Genomic DNA, 18450 nt, shown 5'->3' with positions numbered 1-18450 from the left:
CGGGCTCAGGCCGGGTCGCGACCGGCGAGCAGGTCCTCGAAGCTGGTGGTGAGCGCGAACGGGTCGGCCGGCCCGGTCGCCGCCGGCCGGCGGTCCACCTGGTCGGCCAGCTCGATGCCGGCCCGCCGGATCCGGGCCCGCAGCGCGCTGTCGCCGCCGTCGCCGGCCCAGTCCTCCGGCGCGGCGAAGACCGCCGTGGGCACCACGACCGCCCTCAGGTAGGCGAACATCGGCCGGACCGCGTGCTCCAGGGCGAGCGAGTGCCGGGCCGTGCCGCCGGTGGCTCCGATGAGCACCGGCCGGCCGGCCAGGGCCTCCTTCTCGACCACGTCGAAGAACGACTTGAACAGGCCGCTGTACGAGGCGTTGAAGATCGGGGTGACCGCGATCAGCCCGTCCGCGCCCGCGACGGCGTCCAGCGCGGTCCGCAGGGCGGCCGGCGGGAAGCCGGTCAGCACGTGGTTGACCACGTCGTGGGCGTACTCGCGCAGGTCCAGCGTGCGGATCTCCACCTCGGCGCCGCGCCGGACCAGCTCGTCGCGGGCGGCCGCGGCGAGCTGGTCGGCGAGGAGCCGGGTCGACGAGGGCTGGCTGAGGCCGGCCGAGACCACGGTCAGCGTGCGGCGGGTCATCGGTCCTCCTCGGGCGCCTTGCCGGTCACGTCGTCGACGGCGTGGACCGTGCTGTCCTTGGCGCCGCCCGCCGCGGCCAGCAGCGAAGCGTGCGTCGGCGCCTCGGGCACGTGCGCCGGGCGCAGCGAGTCGAACTCCTTGCGCAGCACCGGGACGACCTCCTCGCCCAGGAGGTCGAGCTGCTCCAGGACGGTCTTGAGCGGCAGCCCGGCATGGTCCATGAGGAAGAGCTGGCGCTGGTAGTCGCCGACGTACTCGCGGAAGCCCAGCGTGCGGTCGATGACCTGCTGCGGGCTGCCCACGGTCAGCGGTGTCTCGCGGGTGAACTCCTCCAGCGACGGCCCGTGCCCGTAGACCGGGGCGTTGTCGAAGTACGGCCGGAACTCGCGGACCGCGTCCTGCGAGTTCTTGCGCATGAAGACCTGCCCGCCGAGGCCGACGATGGCCTGGTCGGCGGAGCCGTGGCCGTAGTGCGCGAAGCGCTGCCGGTAGAGGGCGACCATCCGCTGGGTGTGCTCCTTGGGCCAGAAGATGTGGTTGGCGAAGAAGCCGTCGCCGTAGTACGCGGCCTGCTCGGCGATCTCCGGGCTGCGGATCGAGCCGTGCCAGACGAACGGCGGCACGTCGTCGAGCGGGCGCGGGGTCGAGGTGAACGACTGCAGCGGGGTGCGGAAGCGGCCCTTCCAGTCGACCACGTCCTCCCGCCACAGCCGGTGCAGCAGGTCGTAGTTCTCGATGGCGAGCGGGATGCCGTTGCGGATGTCCTGCCCGAACCACGGGTAGACGGGGCCGGTGTTGCCGCGGCCCATCATGAGGTCCACCCGGCCGTCGGCCAGGTGCTGGAGCATGGCGTAGTCCTCGGCGATCTTCACCGGGTCGTTGGTGGTGATCAGCGTGGTCGAGGTAGACAGCAGGAGCCGCTCGGTGCGGGCCGCGATGTGGCCGAGCATGGTGGTGGGCGACGACGGCACGAACGGCGGGTTGTGGTGCTCGCCCGTGGCGAACACGTCCAGCCCGACCTCCTCGGCCTTGAGCGCGATGGCCACCATGGCCTTGATCCGCTCATGCTCGGAGGGCAGCCGACCGTTGGTCGGATCGACCGTGACGTCGCCGACGGTGAAGACTCCGAACTGCATGACCAGCTCCTCGCGTGGGGTCCGGACCCTCCGGCCCGGAATCGCTCCGCACAACATAGTTGACGAAGCAACTATTCCACGCGGCACCCGCTCCGGGGTGGCCCACCTCACGGCCGGCGGCCGCCACGGGGAGCGGGGTCAGCCGCCCGCCACCGAGGGGAGGATCTGGACTTCGGCGTTCTCGGGCACCGGGGTGTCCAGGGCGCCGGTGTGGCGGCAGTCCTCGCCGTCGACGTAGACGTTGACGTAGCGGCGAAGGTCGCCCCGCTCGTCGCGGATGCGGCGAGCCAGCCGGGGCCAGGTGGCGGCCACCTCGTCGAGAACCGCCCGCAGGGTGCCGCCGGCGGCCACGGTCAGCCGGCTCTCCCCGCCCGCCTCGGACCGGAGCGGGCCGGGCAGCAGCACGGTGACCACTCAGACCTCCGCGGCCCGGACGCAGAGCACGTCCGGCAGGTGCGCGGCCACCAGCGACCAGGAGTCGCCCTCGTCGGCGCTGGCGTAGACCTCGCCGGAGCGGGTGCCGAAGTAGACGCCGGCCGGGTCGTGGTCGTCGGCGCTCATGGCGTCGCGCAGCACCGAGGGATAGAAGGGTCCGTCGGGCAGGCCGGCGGTGAGCGGCTCCCAGCTCCCGCCCGCGTCGGCCGAGCGGTAGACCCGGCAGCGCCGGTCGGTGGGGAACCGCTCGCCGTCGGCGGTCAGCGGGAAGGCGTAGACGGTGCCGGGGCGGGACGGGTGGGCGACGATCGGGAAGCCAAAGTCGCTGGGCAGGCCCGCGGCGATCGAGGTCCAGGTGCGCCCGTCGTCGTCGGAGCGGTAGACCCCGTGGTGGTTCTGCGCGTAGAGCCGCTCGGGGTCGCCGGCGTCCCGGGCGATCTTGTGGACGCACTGACCGAACTCGGGCCACTCGTCGGGCAGGAAGTAGGCCCGGATCCCGGTGTTGCCCGGCGCCCAGCTCGCTCCCGCGTCCTCGGTGCGGTAGACCCCGCCGGTGGACATGGCCACCGCCATCCGGCCCGGGTCGCCCGGGTGCGGGAGCACGCTGTGGACGGCCTGGCCGCCGAAGCCGGCGCCCCACTGCTCACGGTGGGGATGGTCCCAGAGCGCCCGGACCAGGCTGAAGCTGCGCCCGCCGTCCTCGGAGCGGAAGAGCGCGGACGGTTCGGCGCCCGCCCAGACCACGTCGGGCTGGTCCGGGCCGGCGGGGGTGAGCTGCCAGACCCGCCCCAGGCTGGCCCCGGTGTCGGCCGGGAACGCCACCGGCGCCTGCCCCGGCTCGTGCCAGGACTTGCCCAGGTCGTCGCTGGTGGCCACGCTGGGGCCGAAGTGCGAGCTGGTCATGCCGGCGAGCAGTCGGGGACGGCCGGGGCGCTTGTCGACGGCCACCGCGTAGACCCCGGTCATCGGGAAGTGCGGGCCGCTCACCGCCCAGTCGCGCCGGTCGGTGCTGGTGGCCAGGAAGAGTCCCTTGCCGGTGCCGATCGCGAGCAGCGTCGTCATGCCGGTCCTCCCTCATCGATGGGTGCCGTGATTATCGCCACACCCACCGACAGGATTCACTCCCGGCGCGCCGCGCGCCGGTCAGCGCCGGGCGCGGGGCACGTGCCGGCGGTACGCGCTCACCGTCTCCTCGCCCGTGATCCAGAAGCGCCAGGGCACGTCGTGGGCGCCCGTGACGCCGACCCGGGGGCCGGCCGTGACCGCCGCCTCGGGCACCGGCGCGAGCGGGGGCCGCAGCCGCACCAGCCCGTCGCCGAGCAGGTCGGCGCCGTAGACGGACCGGTCGATGCCGAGCGCCGCGCAGAGCCGGGCCGGACCGCGCGCGAGATCCACGTCCTTGCGTACGGCCGGGCGGCGCTCCCGCGCGGCGTCGAGGCCGTCGACCACCTCGCCGGCGCGCAGCAGCACCGCCGAGGCCTCGCCGTCGGGCCCGGTCACCACGTTCACGCACCAGTGCATGCCGTAGGTGAAGTAGACGTAGGCGTGCCCGGCCGGGCCGAACATCACGGCGTTGCGCGGGGTGCGGCCCCGGTGGGCGTGGGAGGCCGGGTCGCCGGCGGTGCCCGCGTACGCCTCGACCTCGGTGATCCGGACGGTGACCCCGTGCCCGGTGAGCCGGCAGCCGAGCAACCCCCGGGCGGCGGGAACCACCGGGCCGGCGAGCAGGTCGGAGAGGACGGAGAGGTCGGACGCGGTCACCGGGAAACCCTAGCCGGATCCGAGAGGTGAGCACGAATTGCTTTCAACGGGCTGTTGACAAAATGTCGTTCAAGGGTGTGGAATCGACGACATGGTCACGATGGACAACGACCCGTTCACCGCTCCGGATGCTGCCCAGGCCCGGGCCCACCGCAACTACGCGGCGCTGCTGCGGATCGCGGAGCGGCACGCCGGCACGGACGCCCGCCGCCGGCGCTACGCGCACCCCGACGTCCCCGACGCCTACGAGGCGGCGACGCTGGTGATGGCGCTTGCGGGCGGGGCGGAGCTGGCGGAGGGCGAGGAGCCGGTCGACCAGGCCGACCTGACTGCCGCGCTGACCCTGATCCCGCACGTGCGCGCCGAGGTCGACGCCTTGGAGGCGGGCCTGCTGCAGGTGGCCCGCGGCCGGGGCCTGACCTGGCAGGCGATCGCCTTCGGGCTGGGGTTGGGCAGCGCGCAGGCGGCCCGGCAGCGCTACGAGCGGCTCACCGTGCGCACCGGCACCGGCGACTGATCCTGATCCACCAGGGGGCGGCGCGGTGGCGGGGCCCGGCGACTGTCGCAGCCGCGGGCGAGACTGTGCCGGTGGACGGCACGGGAGGGGTGCGATGAAGCGCGAGGAGATGCGGTCCTACTGCCTGGCCAAGCCGGGCGCCTGGCTGGACCAGCCGTGGGAGGGCGACGAGGTGGTCAAGGTCGGCAGCCGGATCTTCGCCTTCCTCGGCGCGCCCGAGGGTGAGGCCCGGGTGGGGCTCAAGTGCGGGCCGTCCCGGGAGGTGGCCGACGAGTGGCTGCACCGGTTCCCCGACGACGCCCGCTCCTCCCCCTACATCGGCCGCTCCGGCTGGAACACGCTGCGGCTCGACGGCGCCATCCCGGACGAGGAGCTGATCGAGGCGGTCGACGGGTCGTACGACGCGGTGGTGGCGAAGCTGCCCAGGCGCGAGCGGCCGACGGCCTGACCCCGCGCGGCGGCCGGACCACCGCGCGGGGTGTCGTGCTCAGCGGGGCACGACCCGCTCGGCGGCCCACTCCCGCCAGCCGGCCAGCCTGTCGGCGGCCGTGGCGAGCTGGTCGGCCACCGGCCCGGGACCGGTCGAGCCGGGCGTGATCCGGGCGGCCAGGGCGGAGCGCACCGACAGCACGTCGCGCACCGAGGGGTCGAGGTGCTCGCTGACCGCGGCCAGGTCGTCGTCGGACACCTCGTCCAGGGCACAGTCGCGGGCCACACAGAGCGCCACCAGCCGGCCGGTGATCTCGTGCGCCTCCCGGAACGGCACGTTCCGCCGGACCAGCCAGTCCGCGACCTCGGTGGCGAGGGAGAAGCCCGCCGGCGCGGCGGGCACCAGCCGGTCGACGCGGACCGTCATCGTCGAGATCATCCCGGCGAGGGCGGGCAGCAGCAGCTCCAGGGTGTCGACCGCGTCGAAGGCCGGCTCCTTGTCCTCCTGCATGTCGCGGTCGTAGGTCATCGGCAGGCCCTTGAGCATGGTGAGCACGCTCATGAGGCCGCCGACCAGCCGGCCGGACTTGCCCCGGGCCAGCTCGGCGATATCCGCGTTCTTCTTCTGCGGCATGATCGACGAACCGGTGGCGAACGCGTCGTCCAGCTCGACCCAGCCGAACTCCTGCGACGTCCAGAGCACCACCTCCTCGCCGAGGCGGGACAGGTGCACGCCGGTCATCGCGGTGACGAAGAGGAACTCGGCCACGAAGTCCCGGTCGGCCACCGCGTCCATCGAGTTGGCGAAGGACGTGCGGAACCCCAGCTCCTTGGCGACGGCCACCGGGTCCAGCGGCAGGCCGGAGCCGGCGAGCGCGCCGGCGCCGAGTGGGCTGACGGCGCACCGGTGGTCCCAGTCCCGCAGCCGTTCCAGGTCCCGCAGCAGCGGCTGCACGTGGGCGAGCAGCCAGTGCCCGAAGGTGACCGGCTGGGCGTGCTGGAGGTGGGTCATGCCGGGCGCGGCCGTGTCCACGTGCCGCTCCGCCTGCTCCACCAGGGCCTCGGCCAGCTCGACCAGCCGGGCGGCCACGCCGCGCGCGTGGTCGCGCAGGTAGAGCCGCAGGTCGGTGGCGACCTGGTCGTTGCGGGAGCGGCCGGCGCGCAGCTTGCCGCCGAGGCTGCCGAGCCGCTCCAGCAGGCCGCGCTCCAGTGCGGTGTGCACGTCCTCGTCGTCGATCGTGGGTCGGAACGTCCCGGCGGCGCAGGCGGCCTCCAGGTCGTCCAGCGCGGCCAGGATCCTCCCCAGCTCCTCGGGGTCGAGCAGGCCCGCGCCGGCCAGGACCCGGGCGTGCGCCCGGGAGCCGGCGATGTCGTACGGGGCGAGGCGCCAGTCGAACTGGACGCTCACCGACAGCCGCGCGAGCGCCTCGGCGGGGCCGCCGGCGAACCGGCCTCCCCAGAGGCTCGTCCGGTTGGCGGGGGCGCTGTTCTCGGTCAGGCTCTTGTCGTCCACCCCACCCATTGTGGCAGCGCTCACCTTTCGCTCCCGACTGCGGGGCTCACTCGCTTCGCCCCTTCACCCCTCGCGTTCGCACTCACGATCAGCGTCCGCCCAGCCGGGCGTCCCGCGCGGCGGCCATCCTGCTGGGCAGGCCCCAGAGCTGCACGAAGCCCTTGGCGAGGGACTGGTCGAAGGTGTCGCCGGTGTCGTACGTGGCCATGCCGAAGTCGTACAGGCTGGCCTCGGAGCGCCGGCCCGTGACGGTGGCCCGGCCGCCGTGCAGGGTGAGCCGCCCCTCGCCGGAGACGTGCTGCTGGGCGTCGTCGATGAACGCGTCGAGCGACTTCTTGAGCGGCGAGAACCAGAGGCCGTCGTAGACCAGCTCGCCCCAGCGCTGGTCGACGCCGCGCTTGAACCGGGCCAGGTCCCGCTCGACGGTGACCGCCTCCAGCTCCTGGTGGGCGGCGATCAGCGCGATCGCGCCGGGGGCCTCGTAGACCTCGCGGCTCTTGATGCCGACCAGGCGGTCCTCGACCATGTCGAGCCGGCCGACGCCCTGCGCGCCGGCGCGCCGGTTCAGCTCCAGGATCGCCTGGTACGGGGTGACGGTCTCGCCGTCGACGGCGACCGGCACGCCGGCGTCGAAGGTGATGACCACCTCGTCGGCGTCGCGCTCCTGCGCCGGGTCGGCGGTGTAGGAGTAGAGGTCCTCGATGGGGCCGTTCCAGATGTCCTCCAGGAAGCCGGTCTCCACCGCGCGTCCCCACAGGTTCTGGTCGATGGAGTACGGCGACTTCGCCGACACGTCGATCGGCAGGCCCTTCTCCTCGGCGAAGGCGATGGCCTTGTCCCGCGTCCAGGCGAAGTCGCGGGCCGGGGCGATGATCTTCAGCTCGGGGGCGAGGGCGTTCAGGCCGACCTCGAAGCGGACCTGGTCGTTGCCCTTGCCGGTGCAGCCGTGCGACACGATGGTGCCGCCGTGCTTCTGCGCCGCGGCCACCAGGTGCTTGACGATCAGCGGCCGGGACAGCGCGGAGACCAGCGGGTAGCGGTCCATGTAGAGGGCGTTGGCCCGGATCGCCGGCAGGCAGTACTCGGCGGCGAACTCGTCGCGCGCGTCGACCACCTCGGACTCGACGGCGCCGCAGTCCAGCGCGCGCTGACGGATGGCGTTCAGGTCCTCGCCGCCCTGGCCGACGTCGACCGCCACGGCGATCACCTCGGCGCCGGTCTGCTCGGCCAGGTAGGGAATGGCGACGGAGGTGTCGAGACCCCCGGAGTACGCCAGGACGACCCGCTCGGTCATGGTGTGGTGCTCCCTTCAACGTTCTCTTCGCGGCGGGCCCACGCGGCGAGCTTGTCGCCCAACGCGGCGCCGCCGTCGGCCTCGCGGGCCACGACGAGGATGGTGTCGTCGCCGGCGATGGTGCCGACGATCTCGGACAGGCCCGCTCGGTCCAACGCGCTGGCCAGGTACTGGGCTGCGCCCGGCGGGGTGCGCAGCACGGCGATGTTGCCGCTGGAGTCGACGCCGTTGAGCAGCTCGCGCAGCAGCCGGACGAGGCGGGCCGGTGCGGCCTCGGCCTCCCGCAGCGGCCGGTGGCCGTCCTCCGGAATCAGGTAGACGCCGCGCCCGTCGCCGCCGCGCGCGGTGACCGCCCCCAGCTCCTTGAGGTCACGGGAGAGGGTCGCCTGGGTGACCTGGATGCCGTCACCGGCGAGCAGGTCGGCCAGCTCGGTCTGCGAGTGGATGGCCTTGTCGCGGATGAGCTCAACGATGCGGCCGTGCCGCGCGGCACGGGTCAGCGGTGCGGTCATGATGCCTCCAGGAGAAACGTCAGCAGCGCCTTCTGGGCGTGCAGGCGATTCTCCGCCTGGTCGAACACGGCGCTGTGCGGCCCGTCGAGCACCTCGTCGGTGATCTCCTCGCCCCGGTGTGCGGGCAGGCAGTGCAGCACGATGACCCCGGCCGCGGCGTGGCCGAGGAGCGCCCCGTTGACCTGGTACGGCAGGAACGGGGTGATCCGGTCCTGGCCGTCGGACTCCTGGCCCATCGAGGTCCAGGTGTCGGTGGCGACCACGTCGGCGGCGCGGACCGCCTCGACCGGGTCGGTGAGCACCCGGACCGAGCCGCCGGTGCCGGCGGCGATCTTCTCGGCCCGGGCCACGATCTCGGGATCCGTCTGGTAGCCGGCCGGACCGGCGATCCGCACGTGCATCCCGGCGGTCGCCCCGGCCAGCAGGTAGGAGTGCGCCATGTTGTTGGCCGCGTCCCCGACGTACGCCAGGGTGCGCCCGGCGGTGGCGCCGAAGCGTTCCCGGACGGTGAGCAGGTCGGCGAGGAGCTGGCAGGGGTGGTAGGTGTCGGTGAGGGCGTTGACCACCGGCACGGTGGCGTGGCTGGCGACCTCGGCGATCCGGTCGTCGCCGTGGGTGCGCAGCACGATGGCGGCGACGTAGCGGGACAGCACCCGGCCGGCGTCGGCGAGGGTCTCGCCCCGGCCGAAGTGGGTGACCTGGGTGTCCACCACGAGCGGATGCCCGCCCAGCTCGGCGATGCCCGCGTCGAAGGAGATCCGGGTGCGCAGGCTCTGCTTGTCGAAGAGCACCGCCACCGACCTCGGGCCGGCCAGGGGCTTGTGGGCGAACCGGTCGGCCTTCATCCGGGCGGCCAGGTCGAGCACGGCGGCCTGCTCGACGGGCGAGAGGTCGTCATCCTTCAGGAAGTGCCGGGTCATGCGGGGACCTCCGTGGCGATAGGCGCGGGCGCGGCGGCGTCGAGGGCGGCCGGCAGCGCGGCGAGGAAGGCGTCGACCTGGCCGGCGTCGAGGATCAGCGGCGGCGCGAGCCGGACCACGCCCGGCTGCACCGGGTTGACCAGGAAGCCCGCCTCGCGCAGCGCGCCGGCCACCGCGCCGGAGACCGGCGCGTCGAGCACGATGCCGAGCAGCAGACCGGCGCCGCGGACCTCGGTGACGAGCGGGTGGCCGAGCGCCTCGACGCCGCGGCGCAGCCGCTCCCCGACCCGCTTCACGTGGTCGAGCAGCCCCTCGTTGGCAATGGTGGCGACCACGGCGAGCGCGGCGGCGCAGCTGACCGGGTTTCCCCCGAACGTGGTGCCGTGCGAGCCGGGCGTGAGCAGGTCGGCGGCCCGCCCGAAGGCCAGGCAGGCGCCGAGCGGCAGCCCGCCGCCGAGCCCCTTGGCCAGGGTCACGACGTCCGGCTCGACGCCGTCGGCCTGGTGGGCGAACCAGTGCCCGGTGCGGCCGACGCCGGTCTGCACCTCGTCGAGCACCAGCAGCGCGCCGTGCGCGGCGGTGATCCGGCGGGCCTCGGCCAGGTAGCCGGGCGGCGGGACGACGACGCCGTTCTCGCCCTGGATCGGCTCGACGATCACCATGGCGGTGGCGTCGGTGACCGCCTCGGCCAGGGCGGCGGCGTCGCCGTACGGCACGTGGGTGACCTCGCCGGGCAGCGGGCGGAACGGGTCGGTCTTGGCCGGCTGGCCGGTGAGCGCCAGGGCGCCCATGGTGCGGCCGTGGAAGCCGCCGTGCGTGGCCACCACGTGGGTGCGCCCGGTGAGCCGGGAGAGCTTGAACGCGGCCTCGTTGGCCTCGGCGCCCGAGTTGGCGAGGAACACCCGGCCGGGGCGGCCGGCCAGCGCCAGCAGCAGCTCGGCCAGGGCCACCGGGGGCTCGGCGACGAACAGGTTCGACACGTGCCCGAGGGTGGCGACCTGCCGGGACACGGCGGCCACCACGGCCGGGTGGGCGTGGCCGAGGGCGTTGACCGCGATGCCGCCGAGCAGGTCGACGTACTCCCGGCCGGCCTCGTCGACCACGACGGCGCCGGAGCCGGAGACGAGCGCCAGCGGCGGGGTGCCGTAGCTGTCCATCATGGCGGCGCGCCAGCGTTCGACGAGCGTGCTCATGAGTCGATCACCATCGTTCCGAACCCTTCCGAGGTGAAGACCTCGAGCAGCGTGGAGTGGGCGACCCGGCCGTCGACGACGTGCGCGGCGGGCACTCCCCCGCGCACGGCCCGCAGGCAGGCCTCCATCTTCGGGACCATCCCGGACTCCAGGGAGGGCAGCAGCTTCGCCAGGTCGTCGGTGGTGATCTCGCTGACCAGGCTGGTCGTGTCGGGCCAGTCGGCGTATAGGCCGGGGACGTCGGTGAGGACGACCAGCTTGCGCGCGTCGAGGGCGACGGCCAGCGCGGCGGCGGCCGTGTCGGCGTTGAGGTTGTGCAGCACCCCGTCGGCGTCCGGCGCGACCGTGGAGATGACCGGGATCCGGCCGGCCGCGATGAGGTCGGCCACCGCGGAGACGTCCACCGACTCCACGTCGCCGACCTGCCCGACGTCGACCGGCTCCCCGTCCACGTACGCCGGGCGGCGCACCGCGGTGAACAGGCCGGCGTCCTCGCCGGAGAGGCCGACCGCGAACGGACCGTGCGCGTTGATCAGGCCGACCAGCTCACGGCCGACCTGCCCCACGAGGACCATCCGGACGACGTCCATGGCCTCGGGGGTGGTGACCCGCAGGCCGCCCTTGAACTCGCTGGCGATGCCGAGCCGGCCGAGCATGGCGGAGATCTGCGGACCGCCGCCGTGCACGACGACCGGCTTGAGGCCGGCGTACCGGAGGAAGACCATGTCCGCGGCGAACGCCCGCTGCAGGTCGGGGTCGACCATGGCGTTGCCGCCGTACTTGACCACGACGGTGGCGCCGGAGAAGCGGGCCAGCCAGGGCAGGGCCTCGATCAGCGTCTCGGCCTTGGCCTGGGCCCGGGTGAGGTCGGCGGTGAGGCTCATGAGGAGTACGCCGAGTTCTCGTGCACGTAGGCGTGCGACAGGTCGTTGGTCCAGATCGTCGCCTCCGCGTCGCCCGCGTGCAGGTCGATCCGGATGGTGACGTCGCGGCTGGTGAGGTCGACCTTGGCCCGGTCCTCGGCGGCGGCGCCGCCCCGGCACACCCAGATCCCGTTGACCGCGACGTCCACGCCGTCCGGCTCGAACGCGGCGGCGGTGGTGCCGACGGCCGCGAGGATCCGTCCCCAGTTCGGGTCGTTGCCGAACAGCGCGGTCTTGACCAGGTTGTTCCGGGCCACCGAGCGGCCCACCTCGACCGCGTCGTCCTCGTCGGCGGCGCCGGCCACCTCGATGGCGATCTGCTTGGTGGCGCCCTCGGCGTCGGCGATCAGCTGCTGGGCCAGGTCGTGGCAGGCGGCGGTCACCGCGGCGGTCAGCTCGGCGGCGGTGGGCTCGAGGCCGGAGGCGCCGCTGGCCAGCAGCAGCACCGTGTCGTTGGTGGACATGCAGCCGTCGGAGTCGACCCGGTCGAAGGTGACCCGGGTGGCGGCCCGCAGCGCGGCGTCCAGGGTCTCCGGCCCGGCCACCGCGTCGGTGGTGAGCACGCAGAGCATGGTGGCCATGGCCGGGGCGAGCATGCCGGCGCCCTTGGCCATGCCGCCGACCGTCCAGCCGCTCCCCCGGGCCACGGTGGTCTTGGGCCGGGTGTCGGTGGTCATGATCGCCTCGGCGGCCGGGTGGCCGCCGTCGCGGGACAGGCCACGCACCGCGCCGCGGACGCCCGGGAGGAGCTTCTCCATGGGCAGGCGCTCGCCGATCAGGCCGGTGGAGCAGACCGCCACCTCGCCGGCGCCGACCATGAGCCGGGGGCTGCTGGCGGTGAGCGCGGCGGCGGTGTGCTCGGCGGTGGCGTGGGTGTCCTGGAAGCCGGCCGGGCCGGTGCAGGCGTTGGCGCCGCCGGAGTTGAGCACCACGGCGCGGACCACGCCGCCGCGGACGACCTGCTGGGTCCAGAGCACCGGGGCGGCCTTGACCCGGTTGGCGGTGAAGACGCCGGCGACACCGGCGTCGGGGCCGTCGTTGACGACGAGGGCGACGTCGCCGGCGCCGCTGGCCTTGAGGCCGGCGGCCACGCCGGCGGCGCGGAAGCCCCGGGGGGTGGTGACGGTCACTGGGCCGTCCTCTCGTTCACGACTGCGGGGCTCCGCTTCGCTGCACTCCTCGCGCTCACGGCGCTACTCCAAAGGCAGGAAGGCCGGTGGTCTCGGGGAGGCCGAACATCAGGTTGGCGTTCTGCACGGCCTGGCCGGCCGCGCCCTTGCCCAGGTTGTCGATGGCGCTGACCACGATCACCCGCCCGGAGTCGGCGTCGACGGTGGCCTGCAGGTGGCAGGAGTTCGAGCCGGCCGTGGCGGCGGTGTGCGGCCACGTCCCCTCGGGCAGCAGGTGCACGAAGGGCGCGTCCGCGTACGCCGCCGCGAGCACCTCGCGCGGGTCGGCGTCGGCGGCGGGAAGGGCGGTGACGGTGGCCAGGATGCCCCTCGGCATGGGGGCCAGGACCGGGGTGAAGGAGAGGCTGGCCGCCCCGGTGGCCTGCTTGATCTCCGGCACGTGCTGGTGGGCGCCGACCTTGTAGGGCGACAGGTCGCCCATCACCTCGCTGCCCAGCAGGTGCGGCTTGGCGGCCCGGCCGGCGCCGGAGGTGCCGGAGGCGGCCACCACCACCACGTCGGTGGGGTGGACGGCGCCGGCGCCGATCAGCGGGGCGAGCGCCAGGGTGGTCGCGACCGCGTAGCAGCCGGTGCTGGCCACCCGGGTCGCGGCCGCGATGGCGGCGCGCTGGCCGGGCAGCTCGGGCAGGCCGTAGGTCCAGGCGCCGGCGTGGTCGCCGCCGTAGTAGCGGGCCCAGGCGCCGGCGTCGCGCAGCCGGTGGTCCGCACCGAGGTCGACCACCTTGACGGCGGCGGGCAGGGCCGCCGCGAGGGCCGCCGACTGGCCGTGCGGCAGGGCCAGGAAGACCAGGTCCGCGTCGGCCAGGGTGGTCGGGTCGGTCGTCCCGAAGATCAGGTCCAGCCCGGACAGCTGCGGGTGCACGGCGGCGACGGGCCGGCCGGCCGAGGCGTGGGCGGTGGCGGCGACCAGCTCGAACTCGGGGTGCCCGGCGAGCAGCCGGAGCAGCTCGCCGCCGGCGTAGCCGCTCGCCCCGGCGACCGCGACCCGGATGCCCATACTCACCTCCGTATGACTATGCAGGTGACGGTATCAGCGATGATCGGCAGCCGCAAGTTCATGCAGTGGACTGCATGAACTTCGAGTCGGGTGCGGGACCGCGGGCGCGGCGCGCCCCCTCTCAGCGCTCGGGCGGCAGGCCGGAGGGCGGCGCCGTCTCCCTCGGAAACATCCGCCAGCTGATCGCGTTCGAGGCCGCCACGCCGGCCACCGCCAGGGTCGCGACCGTGGCCACCAGCAGGGGCGGCAGCACGACGGTCGCCGGAGCCAGGACCGCCAGCACCGCTATCCCGATCGGCCGCGACCAGGAGATGCGGCTGAACGCGGCGTAGTCGAGCATCGCCCGGCCGACCAGGAACAGCGCCGGGCCGCCGAAGATCACAACGACCCAGGACAGCTGGGTTCCGCCGGCCGGGTGCGAGATGATCAGCTTGTCCCCCACACCGGTCACCGCGACGCCGATCACCATGATCAGATGCGCGTAGGACGCGAGGTCACCGACGTAGGCCGGGGACCGGGACCGGGCGATGGCAAGGGGAAGCAGCTCCCCCGCCCGGTAGTAGTAGATCTGCCAGAGCAGCACGGTGAGCACGAACGACACCACCAGCGCGGCGGTCCGCTCCCGTTCGAAGCCGTACGGGCTGAACTGGATGCCCGACGTGAGGATGTTCTCGCCGAAGGCGATGATCAGCACCTGGCGGTAGCGGTCGGTCAGATGCTCCTCGGCGATCGGCTGGCCCCGCAACCCGGCGCGGCCCAGCCGCGGTGTCGGGAAGTCGAGCAGCCCGCCGGCGTAGTCGATGAGGACCGCGAGGCTCCACAGGACGAGCCGCGTCGGGCGGTCGGTGAAGATCCCGGCGAGCCAGGGCACCGCGGAGAGGCACGCCCAGAAGACGATCCGGACACTGACCAGGCGCTGGTACCCGTCCCCGCCGAACAGCACCAGCCAGAGATGGCGGAGCACCTCCACGGCGACGTACACCGTGGCGAAGACGACGGCCCGGTCCCGGAAGGCCGCCGGCAGCGCGGCCGCCAGCAGCAGGGCGCCGAACATGGTCACGACGACCATGACCTGCACCATCGGGCGGGTCGGGTCGTACCGGTTGGTCGTCCAGGCCATCCGGTACCACAGCCACCACAGCGCCATGGTGAGCACCAGCGCCGAGTAGAAGCCCTGCCAGTCCAGCTGCCCGTACAGGCGGTCGGTGAGCCGGTTGAAGGCGAAGACGAGCACCACGTCGAAGAGCAGTTCGACGAAACCGGCCCGCCGTGGGGGCTCACGACTCCCCGGCAGCTCCCACGCCCCGCCCCGCACGGCCATCCGAATCTGCCCTACTTCAGCCCCGTTTGGGCCAGTATTCCAGGCCACGGCGGAGGAGGTGTGAGGACGGCTCACGGGTGGCGCGTGAACGCGCACGGCACCCTTGCATTGACAGGTGCCCATGCGTGGCCGATTCTGAGAGAGCGCTCTCCCGGGTCGTCCCGCCCGCGTCCGCGCCACCCCACCACGCCCACCACCCCGCGCCCGCCGCAGGCCGCGGCGGGTGGAAGGAGCCTCCCGTGCCCACCCCCAGGACCCTGCTGCGCGCCCTGCTCGCGCTCGCGCTGGCCACCAGCGGCGCGGTGGCGGCCGCCTCGCTGGCCCGCGCCACCGGCCCCGCGCTGCTCCCGCTGACCGTCACCAACGCCACCGGACGCACCGACGCCACCTGGCTGTACGTGCTCGGCACCGACCTGGCCACCGGCCGGCTCGGCTACGTCACCGCCGGCGGCGCCTTCACCCCCTGGCCGGCCGGCGGCCTGCCGCCCACCCCCGCACCCGACGTCGCGGTGCCCGGCCCGGCCAACGGGGCGAGCACCGTGCTGCGGCTGCCCCGCAACCTCTCCGGCCGGGTCTACTTCTCCTTCGGCGCCAAGCTCAAGCTCTTCCTCACCCCGGACGGCCTGGTCCAGCCCGCACCCTGGGCGGGCGGCGACCCCAACCGGGACCTGCTGTTCGACTGGTCCGAGTTCACCTACAACGACGCCGGGCTCTGGCTCAACAGCTCCCAGGTGGACATGTTCGCCGTGCCGCACGCGGTGAGCGTCACGGGCGCCACCGGGACCACCCGGCGGACCGGGCAACCGGTCGACGACGGGCGCAACAAGGTGATCGCCGCGATCCGCGCCCAGTCGGGCTGGAGCGGCGCCGTGCAGACCCGCTCCGACGGCACGGTGCTGCGGGTGCTCGCCCCCGGCAAGGCCGCCGACGCCGGGCTGTTCAGCCGCACCTACCTCGACCCCTACATCGCCTCCGCCTGGCAGGCGTACGCGACCAGGACCCTCACCGTGGCGCCCTTCACCGACCAGCCGGGTGTTCGCTACCTTGGGCGCACCAGCGGGGACGTGATGACGTTCACCGACGGCGGCGGCCGGCAGGTGGCCACGTTCCGCCGGCCGTCCAGCGCGGACGTCTGGGGCTGCGACGGCGCGCTGGCCGCACCGAACGACCAGGTCGTCGGCCCGATCGCCCGGACCCTCTGCGCCGCCCTGCACCGCTCCACGCTGGGCACCCTCGACCTGCAGCCCTCCGGCGGCCCGGCCGACTTCTACCGGGGCACGCTGACCAACCACTACTCCCGGATCGTGCACGCCAACATGGCCGACGGGAAGGCGTACGGGTTCGCCTTCGACGACGTGCTGAACCAGGAGTCGCTGGTGCACGACGGCGACCCCCGGGCCGCCGGCATCACGCTCAGCCCGTTCGGCCCCGGCGGCGGCCCGAGCCCCTCGCCCAGCCCGTCGAACACGGCCACCCCGGGCCCGTTCAGCGCCACCCGCTACCTGCGGGCCGGCGGCGGGCTCGACCCGTCCACCGGCGCGCCCGGCACGGTGAGCCTGGCCGCGGCCGGGGGCAACCACGACGGCACGCCCACCAACGCGCAGGTCTTCACGGCCCGGGGTCTCACCGGCCGGTGGACGGGCGGGGCCACCGCCTTCGACCTCTCCGTCGACGCCGGCACGGCGGTGGGCGACGGGGTCCAGGTGCGGATCTCGTACGACCGGACCGGCGACGGCGGCTGGGACCGGGTGGAGACGTACGCCTACTTCGCCACCGACCCGGTGCCCGGCTGGGAGCACTACCGGCAGACCCAGGGGCTGCGCTCGGCCACCGGCACCCTCGGCGACCTGGCGGGCGGCACCGTGCGGGTCGAGGTGTGGAACGCCATCGGCGGCACCCCGACGACGCTGGGCGTCGGCGACTCCTCCCGGCTGACGCTGCCGTACACCGGCTGAGCCCACCGCCGGGCGCCCCGCGGCCGGCCACCGCCCCCGGACAACCTGTTCTCATCGCCGGAGCCGTCACTGTCCGAACAAATCTCATGACAGTCGGCTTTCATCGATTAACATTGTTGTTTCACGGGAGTGCGGGGTCGGGCCGGCCGGCCCGCGGGGGCGCACGGAGGACGCATGGGCCTGACGCTGCAGATCCTCGGTCCGGTGCGGGTCTGCCGCGACGGGCGGTGGCTGCGGCTGCCCGCGGGCCGCCCGACCGCCCTGCTGGTGGTCCTGCTGCTGCAGTCCGGCACGCCCGTGCCGGTCGAACGGCTCCGCGAGGAACTGTGGGGCGCCCGGCCACCCGCGTCGGCGGTGGCGAACCTGCGCAGCCACGCCAGCCAGCTGCGCCGGCTGCTCGCCGTGCCGGGCGAGCCGCCCCGGCTCCGGGCGGAGGGCGGCGGCTACCTGCTGCGCACCGGCCCGGGCGAGCTGGACGCCGCCGAGTTCGAGCGGCTCACCGCCGACGGGCTGGCCGCCCAGGCCCGAGGGGCGGCGGCCCACGCGGTGGACCGGCTGGGCCGCGCCCTCGCGCTCTGGCCGTCCGACACGCCAACGCCGGCGTACGGGCCGAGCACCGCCGCCGCGTTCGACCGGCTGCGCGAGCGCCGGGCCGTGGCCCGGGAGGCGTACGCGGCCTGCCGGCTGGAGCTGGGCGACCCCGGCTCCGCCGAACTGCGGAGCCTGCTCGGCGAGCACCTGGTCGAGAACCCGCTGCGGGAGACCGGCTGGGCGCTGCTGATGAGCGCCGAGCAGCGGGCCGGTGACCGCGCCGCGGCGCTGGGCACGTACCGCCGGGCCTGCCGGGCGCTCGCCGGCGAGCTGGGCGTGGCGCCCGGGCCGGAGCTGACCGCGCGGTACCGCGCCGTCGTGCACTCCGGACCCGGGTCACGCCCGGACACCGGCCGCCCTGCCGCCGTGGACCGCGTCCCGGCGGTCCCACACGAACTGCCGTACGCCACCGGGCCGTTCGTCGGGCGGCACGCCGAACTGGCCCAGCTCGGCGCCGCGCTGGCCCGGGCCCGGGACCGCCCGGTGCTGCTGTCGGTGCACGGCACGGCCGGAGCCGGCAAGTCCGCCCTGGCCCTGCGCGCCGCGACCGCCGCGCTGGACGCCTTCCCCGACGGGCAGCTCCACCTCGACCTCGGCGGGTCGGCGGCCGGTGAACCGCTGCCGCCGCGCCAGGTGGCCGACCGGGTGCTGCGGGCGCTGGGCCCGACGTCCGACCCGGAGCCGACCACGGTGGCCGAGGCGCAGGCCCGGGTCCGCTCCGCGCTGTTCGGCCGCCGGGTGCTGCTGGTGCTCGACAACGCCGCCGGCCCGGCACAGGTGGACGGCCTGCTGCCGGCACGCGGCGGCTGCGCCCTGCTGGTGACCGGCCGCGCCAGGCTGCCCGACGGGCCCGGCCCGGCGCTGCGGCTCGACCCGCTGCCGCCGTGTGACGGACTCGCGCTGCTGCGCGCGCTGGTCGGCGACCGCCGGGTGGACGGCGAACCGGCCGCGGCCGCCGCCGTGGTGGCGCTCTGCGAGGGTCTGCCGCGGACGCTGCGAGCCGCCGCGCGGCGGCTCGGCGAGGGCGGGACCCTCGCGCGGTTGGCCCGGCTGCTGCGCGCCGACCGCTGCCGACCCGCCGGCACCGCGCACCGGCACGCCAGCTGAGCCCTCGGCCCCGGCGCGACCCCG

At 74.5% G+C, this 18450-nt stretch carries 18 protein-coding genes; 4 read left to right on the top strand and 14 right to left on the bottom strand.

What is annotated here, in order from left to right; all coding sequences use genetic code 11:
- Positions 1-5: 5 nt before the first annotated feature.
- The 5 genes from ACQP12_RS11540 to ACQP12_RS11520 form a co-directional block, all read right to left on the bottom strand.
- Positions 6-632, bottom strand: coding sequence for an FMN reductase (locus ACQP12_RS11540; protein ID WP_433287325.1), 627 nt, complete (start codon positions 630-632; stop codon positions 6-8).
- Positions 629-1768 (bottom strand): LLM class flavin-dependent oxidoreductase, encoded by a 1140-nt coding sequence (locus ACQP12_RS11535; protein WP_433287323.1) that lies wholly within the window; start codon positions 1766-1768, stop codon positions 629-631. Before ACQP12_RS11535 ends, ACQP12_RS11540 begins: the two co-directional genes overlap by 4 nt.
- 138 nt (positions 1769-1906) lie before the next feature.
- The gene (locus ACQP12_RS11530) at positions 1907-2182 is read right to left on the bottom strand and encodes a ubiquitin-like small modifier protein 1 (RefSeq protein WP_433287321.1); all 276 of its coding nucleotides are present in this window, start codon (positions 2180-2182) and stop codon (positions 1907-1909) included.
- Positions 2183-3265, bottom strand: a complete 1083-nt coding sequence (locus ACQP12_RS11525; protein ID WP_433287319.1) for a WD40/YVTN/BNR-like repeat-containing protein — start codon at positions 3263-3265, stop codon at positions 2183-2185.
- Between the two features lie 81 nt (positions 3266-3346).
- Positions 3347-3964: a DNA-3-methyladenine glycosylase gene (locus ACQP12_RS11520; protein WP_433287317.1), complete on the bottom strand. Its 618-nt coding sequence runs from the start codon at positions 3962-3964 to the stop codon at positions 3347-3349.
- A 91-nt stretch (positions 3965-4055) separates the two neighbouring features.
- Between ACQP12_RS11520 and ACQP12_RS11515 the strand changes: the two genes are divergently transcribed.
- Together ACQP12_RS11515 and ACQP12_RS11510 are read left to right on the top strand one after the other, a co-directional pair.
- Positions 4056-4481, top strand: a complete 426-nt coding sequence (locus ACQP12_RS11515; RefSeq protein WP_357945902.1) for a DNA-binding protein — start codon at positions 4056-4058, stop codon at positions 4479-4481.
- Positions 4482-4575: 94 nt separating this feature from the next.
- On the top strand, positions 4576-4929 hold the full coding sequence (locus ACQP12_RS11510) for an MmcQ/YjbR family DNA-binding protein (RefSeq protein ID WP_433287314.1): 354 nt from the start codon (positions 4576-4578) through the stop codon (positions 4927-4929).
- Positions 4930-4968: 39 nt separating this feature from the next.
- On the opposite strand, the gene argH is transcribed toward ACQP12_RS11510, so the two are convergent.
- The 9 genes from argH to ACQP12_RS11465 form a co-directional block, all read right to left on the bottom strand.
- Complete coding sequence (gene argH / locus ACQP12_RS11505; RefSeq protein ID WP_433289228.1) at positions 4969-6432, bottom strand: argininosuccinate lyase; 1464 nt, start codon at positions 6430-6432, stop codon at positions 4969-4971.
- Positions 6433-6511: 79 nt separating this feature from the next.
- Positions 6512-7717, bottom strand: coding sequence for an argininosuccinate synthase (locus tag ACQP12_RS11500; protein WP_433287312.1), 1206 nt, complete (start codon positions 7715-7717; stop codon positions 6512-6514).
- Positions 7714-8229, bottom strand: a complete 516-nt coding sequence (locus ACQP12_RS11495) for an arginine repressor (protein ID WP_262287227.1) — start codon at positions 8227-8229, stop codon at positions 7714-7716. Before ACQP12_RS11495 ends, ACQP12_RS11500 begins: the two co-directional genes overlap by 4 nt.
- Positions 8226-9149: an ornithine carbamoyltransferase gene (gene argF, locus ACQP12_RS11490; RefSeq protein WP_433287310.1), complete on the bottom strand. Its 924-nt coding sequence runs from the start codon at positions 9147-9149 to the stop codon at positions 8226-8228. The genes ACQP12_RS11495 and argF overlap by 4 nt, the downstream gene beginning before the upstream one ends.
- Entirely contained in the window at positions 9146-10342 is a 1197-nt protein-coding gene (locus tag ACQP12_RS11485) for an acetylornithine transaminase (protein ID WP_433287308.1), read from the bottom strand. The genes argF and ACQP12_RS11485 overlap by 4 nt, the downstream gene beginning before the upstream one ends.
- Positions 10339-11226, bottom strand: a complete 888-nt coding sequence (gene argB / locus ACQP12_RS11480) for an acetylglutamate kinase (protein WP_357945916.1) — start codon at positions 11224-11226, stop codon at positions 10339-10341. Before argB ends, ACQP12_RS11485 begins: the two co-directional genes overlap by 4 nt.
- Positions 11223-12395: a bifunctional glutamate N-acetyltransferase/amino-acid acetyltransferase ArgJ gene (argJ, locus tag ACQP12_RS11475; protein WP_433287306.1), complete on the bottom strand. Its 1173-nt coding sequence runs from the start codon at positions 12393-12395 to the stop codon at positions 11223-11225. Before argJ ends, argB begins: the two co-directional genes overlap by 4 nt.
- 55 nt (positions 12396-12450) lie before the next feature.
- Positions 12451-13452, bottom strand: coding sequence for an N-acetyl-gamma-glutamyl-phosphate reductase (gene argC / locus ACQP12_RS11470; RefSeq protein ID WP_433287304.1), 1002 nt, complete (start codon positions 13450-13452; stop codon positions 12451-12453).
- Positions 13453-13573: 121 nt separating this feature from the next.
- Positions 13574-14773, bottom strand: coding sequence for a low temperature requirement protein A (locus ACQP12_RS11465; RefSeq protein ID WP_433287302.1), 1200 nt, complete (start codon positions 14771-14773; stop codon positions 13574-13576).
- Positions 14774-15012: 239 nt separating this feature from the next.
- Here ACQP12_RS11465 and ACQP12_RS11460 point away from each other — a divergent pair, with 239 nt between their 5' ends.
- Both ACQP12_RS11460 and ACQP12_RS11455 read left to right on the top strand, forming a co-directional pair.
- Positions 15013-16728, top strand: a complete 1716-nt coding sequence (locus ACQP12_RS11460) for a beta-1,3-glucanase family protein (protein WP_433287300.1) — start codon at positions 15013-15015, stop codon at positions 16726-16728.
- A 174-nt stretch (positions 16729-16902) separates the two neighbouring features.
- Positions 16903-18426, top strand: a complete 1524-nt coding sequence (locus ACQP12_RS11455) for a BTAD domain-containing putative transcriptional regulator (RefSeq protein WP_433287298.1) — start codon at positions 16903-16905, stop codon at positions 18424-18426.
- The last annotated feature ends 24 nt before the right edge of the window (positions 18427-18450 follow it).

The sequence above is a fragment of the Micromonospora sp. CA-244673 genome (genome assembly GCF_050948395.1).
In the GTDB taxonomy this organism is placed as follows: domain Bacteria; phylum Actinomycetota; class Actinomycetes; order Mycobacteriales; family Micromonosporaceae; genus Micromonospora.
This window is presented reverse-complemented; position numbering and strand designations above follow the sequence as displayed.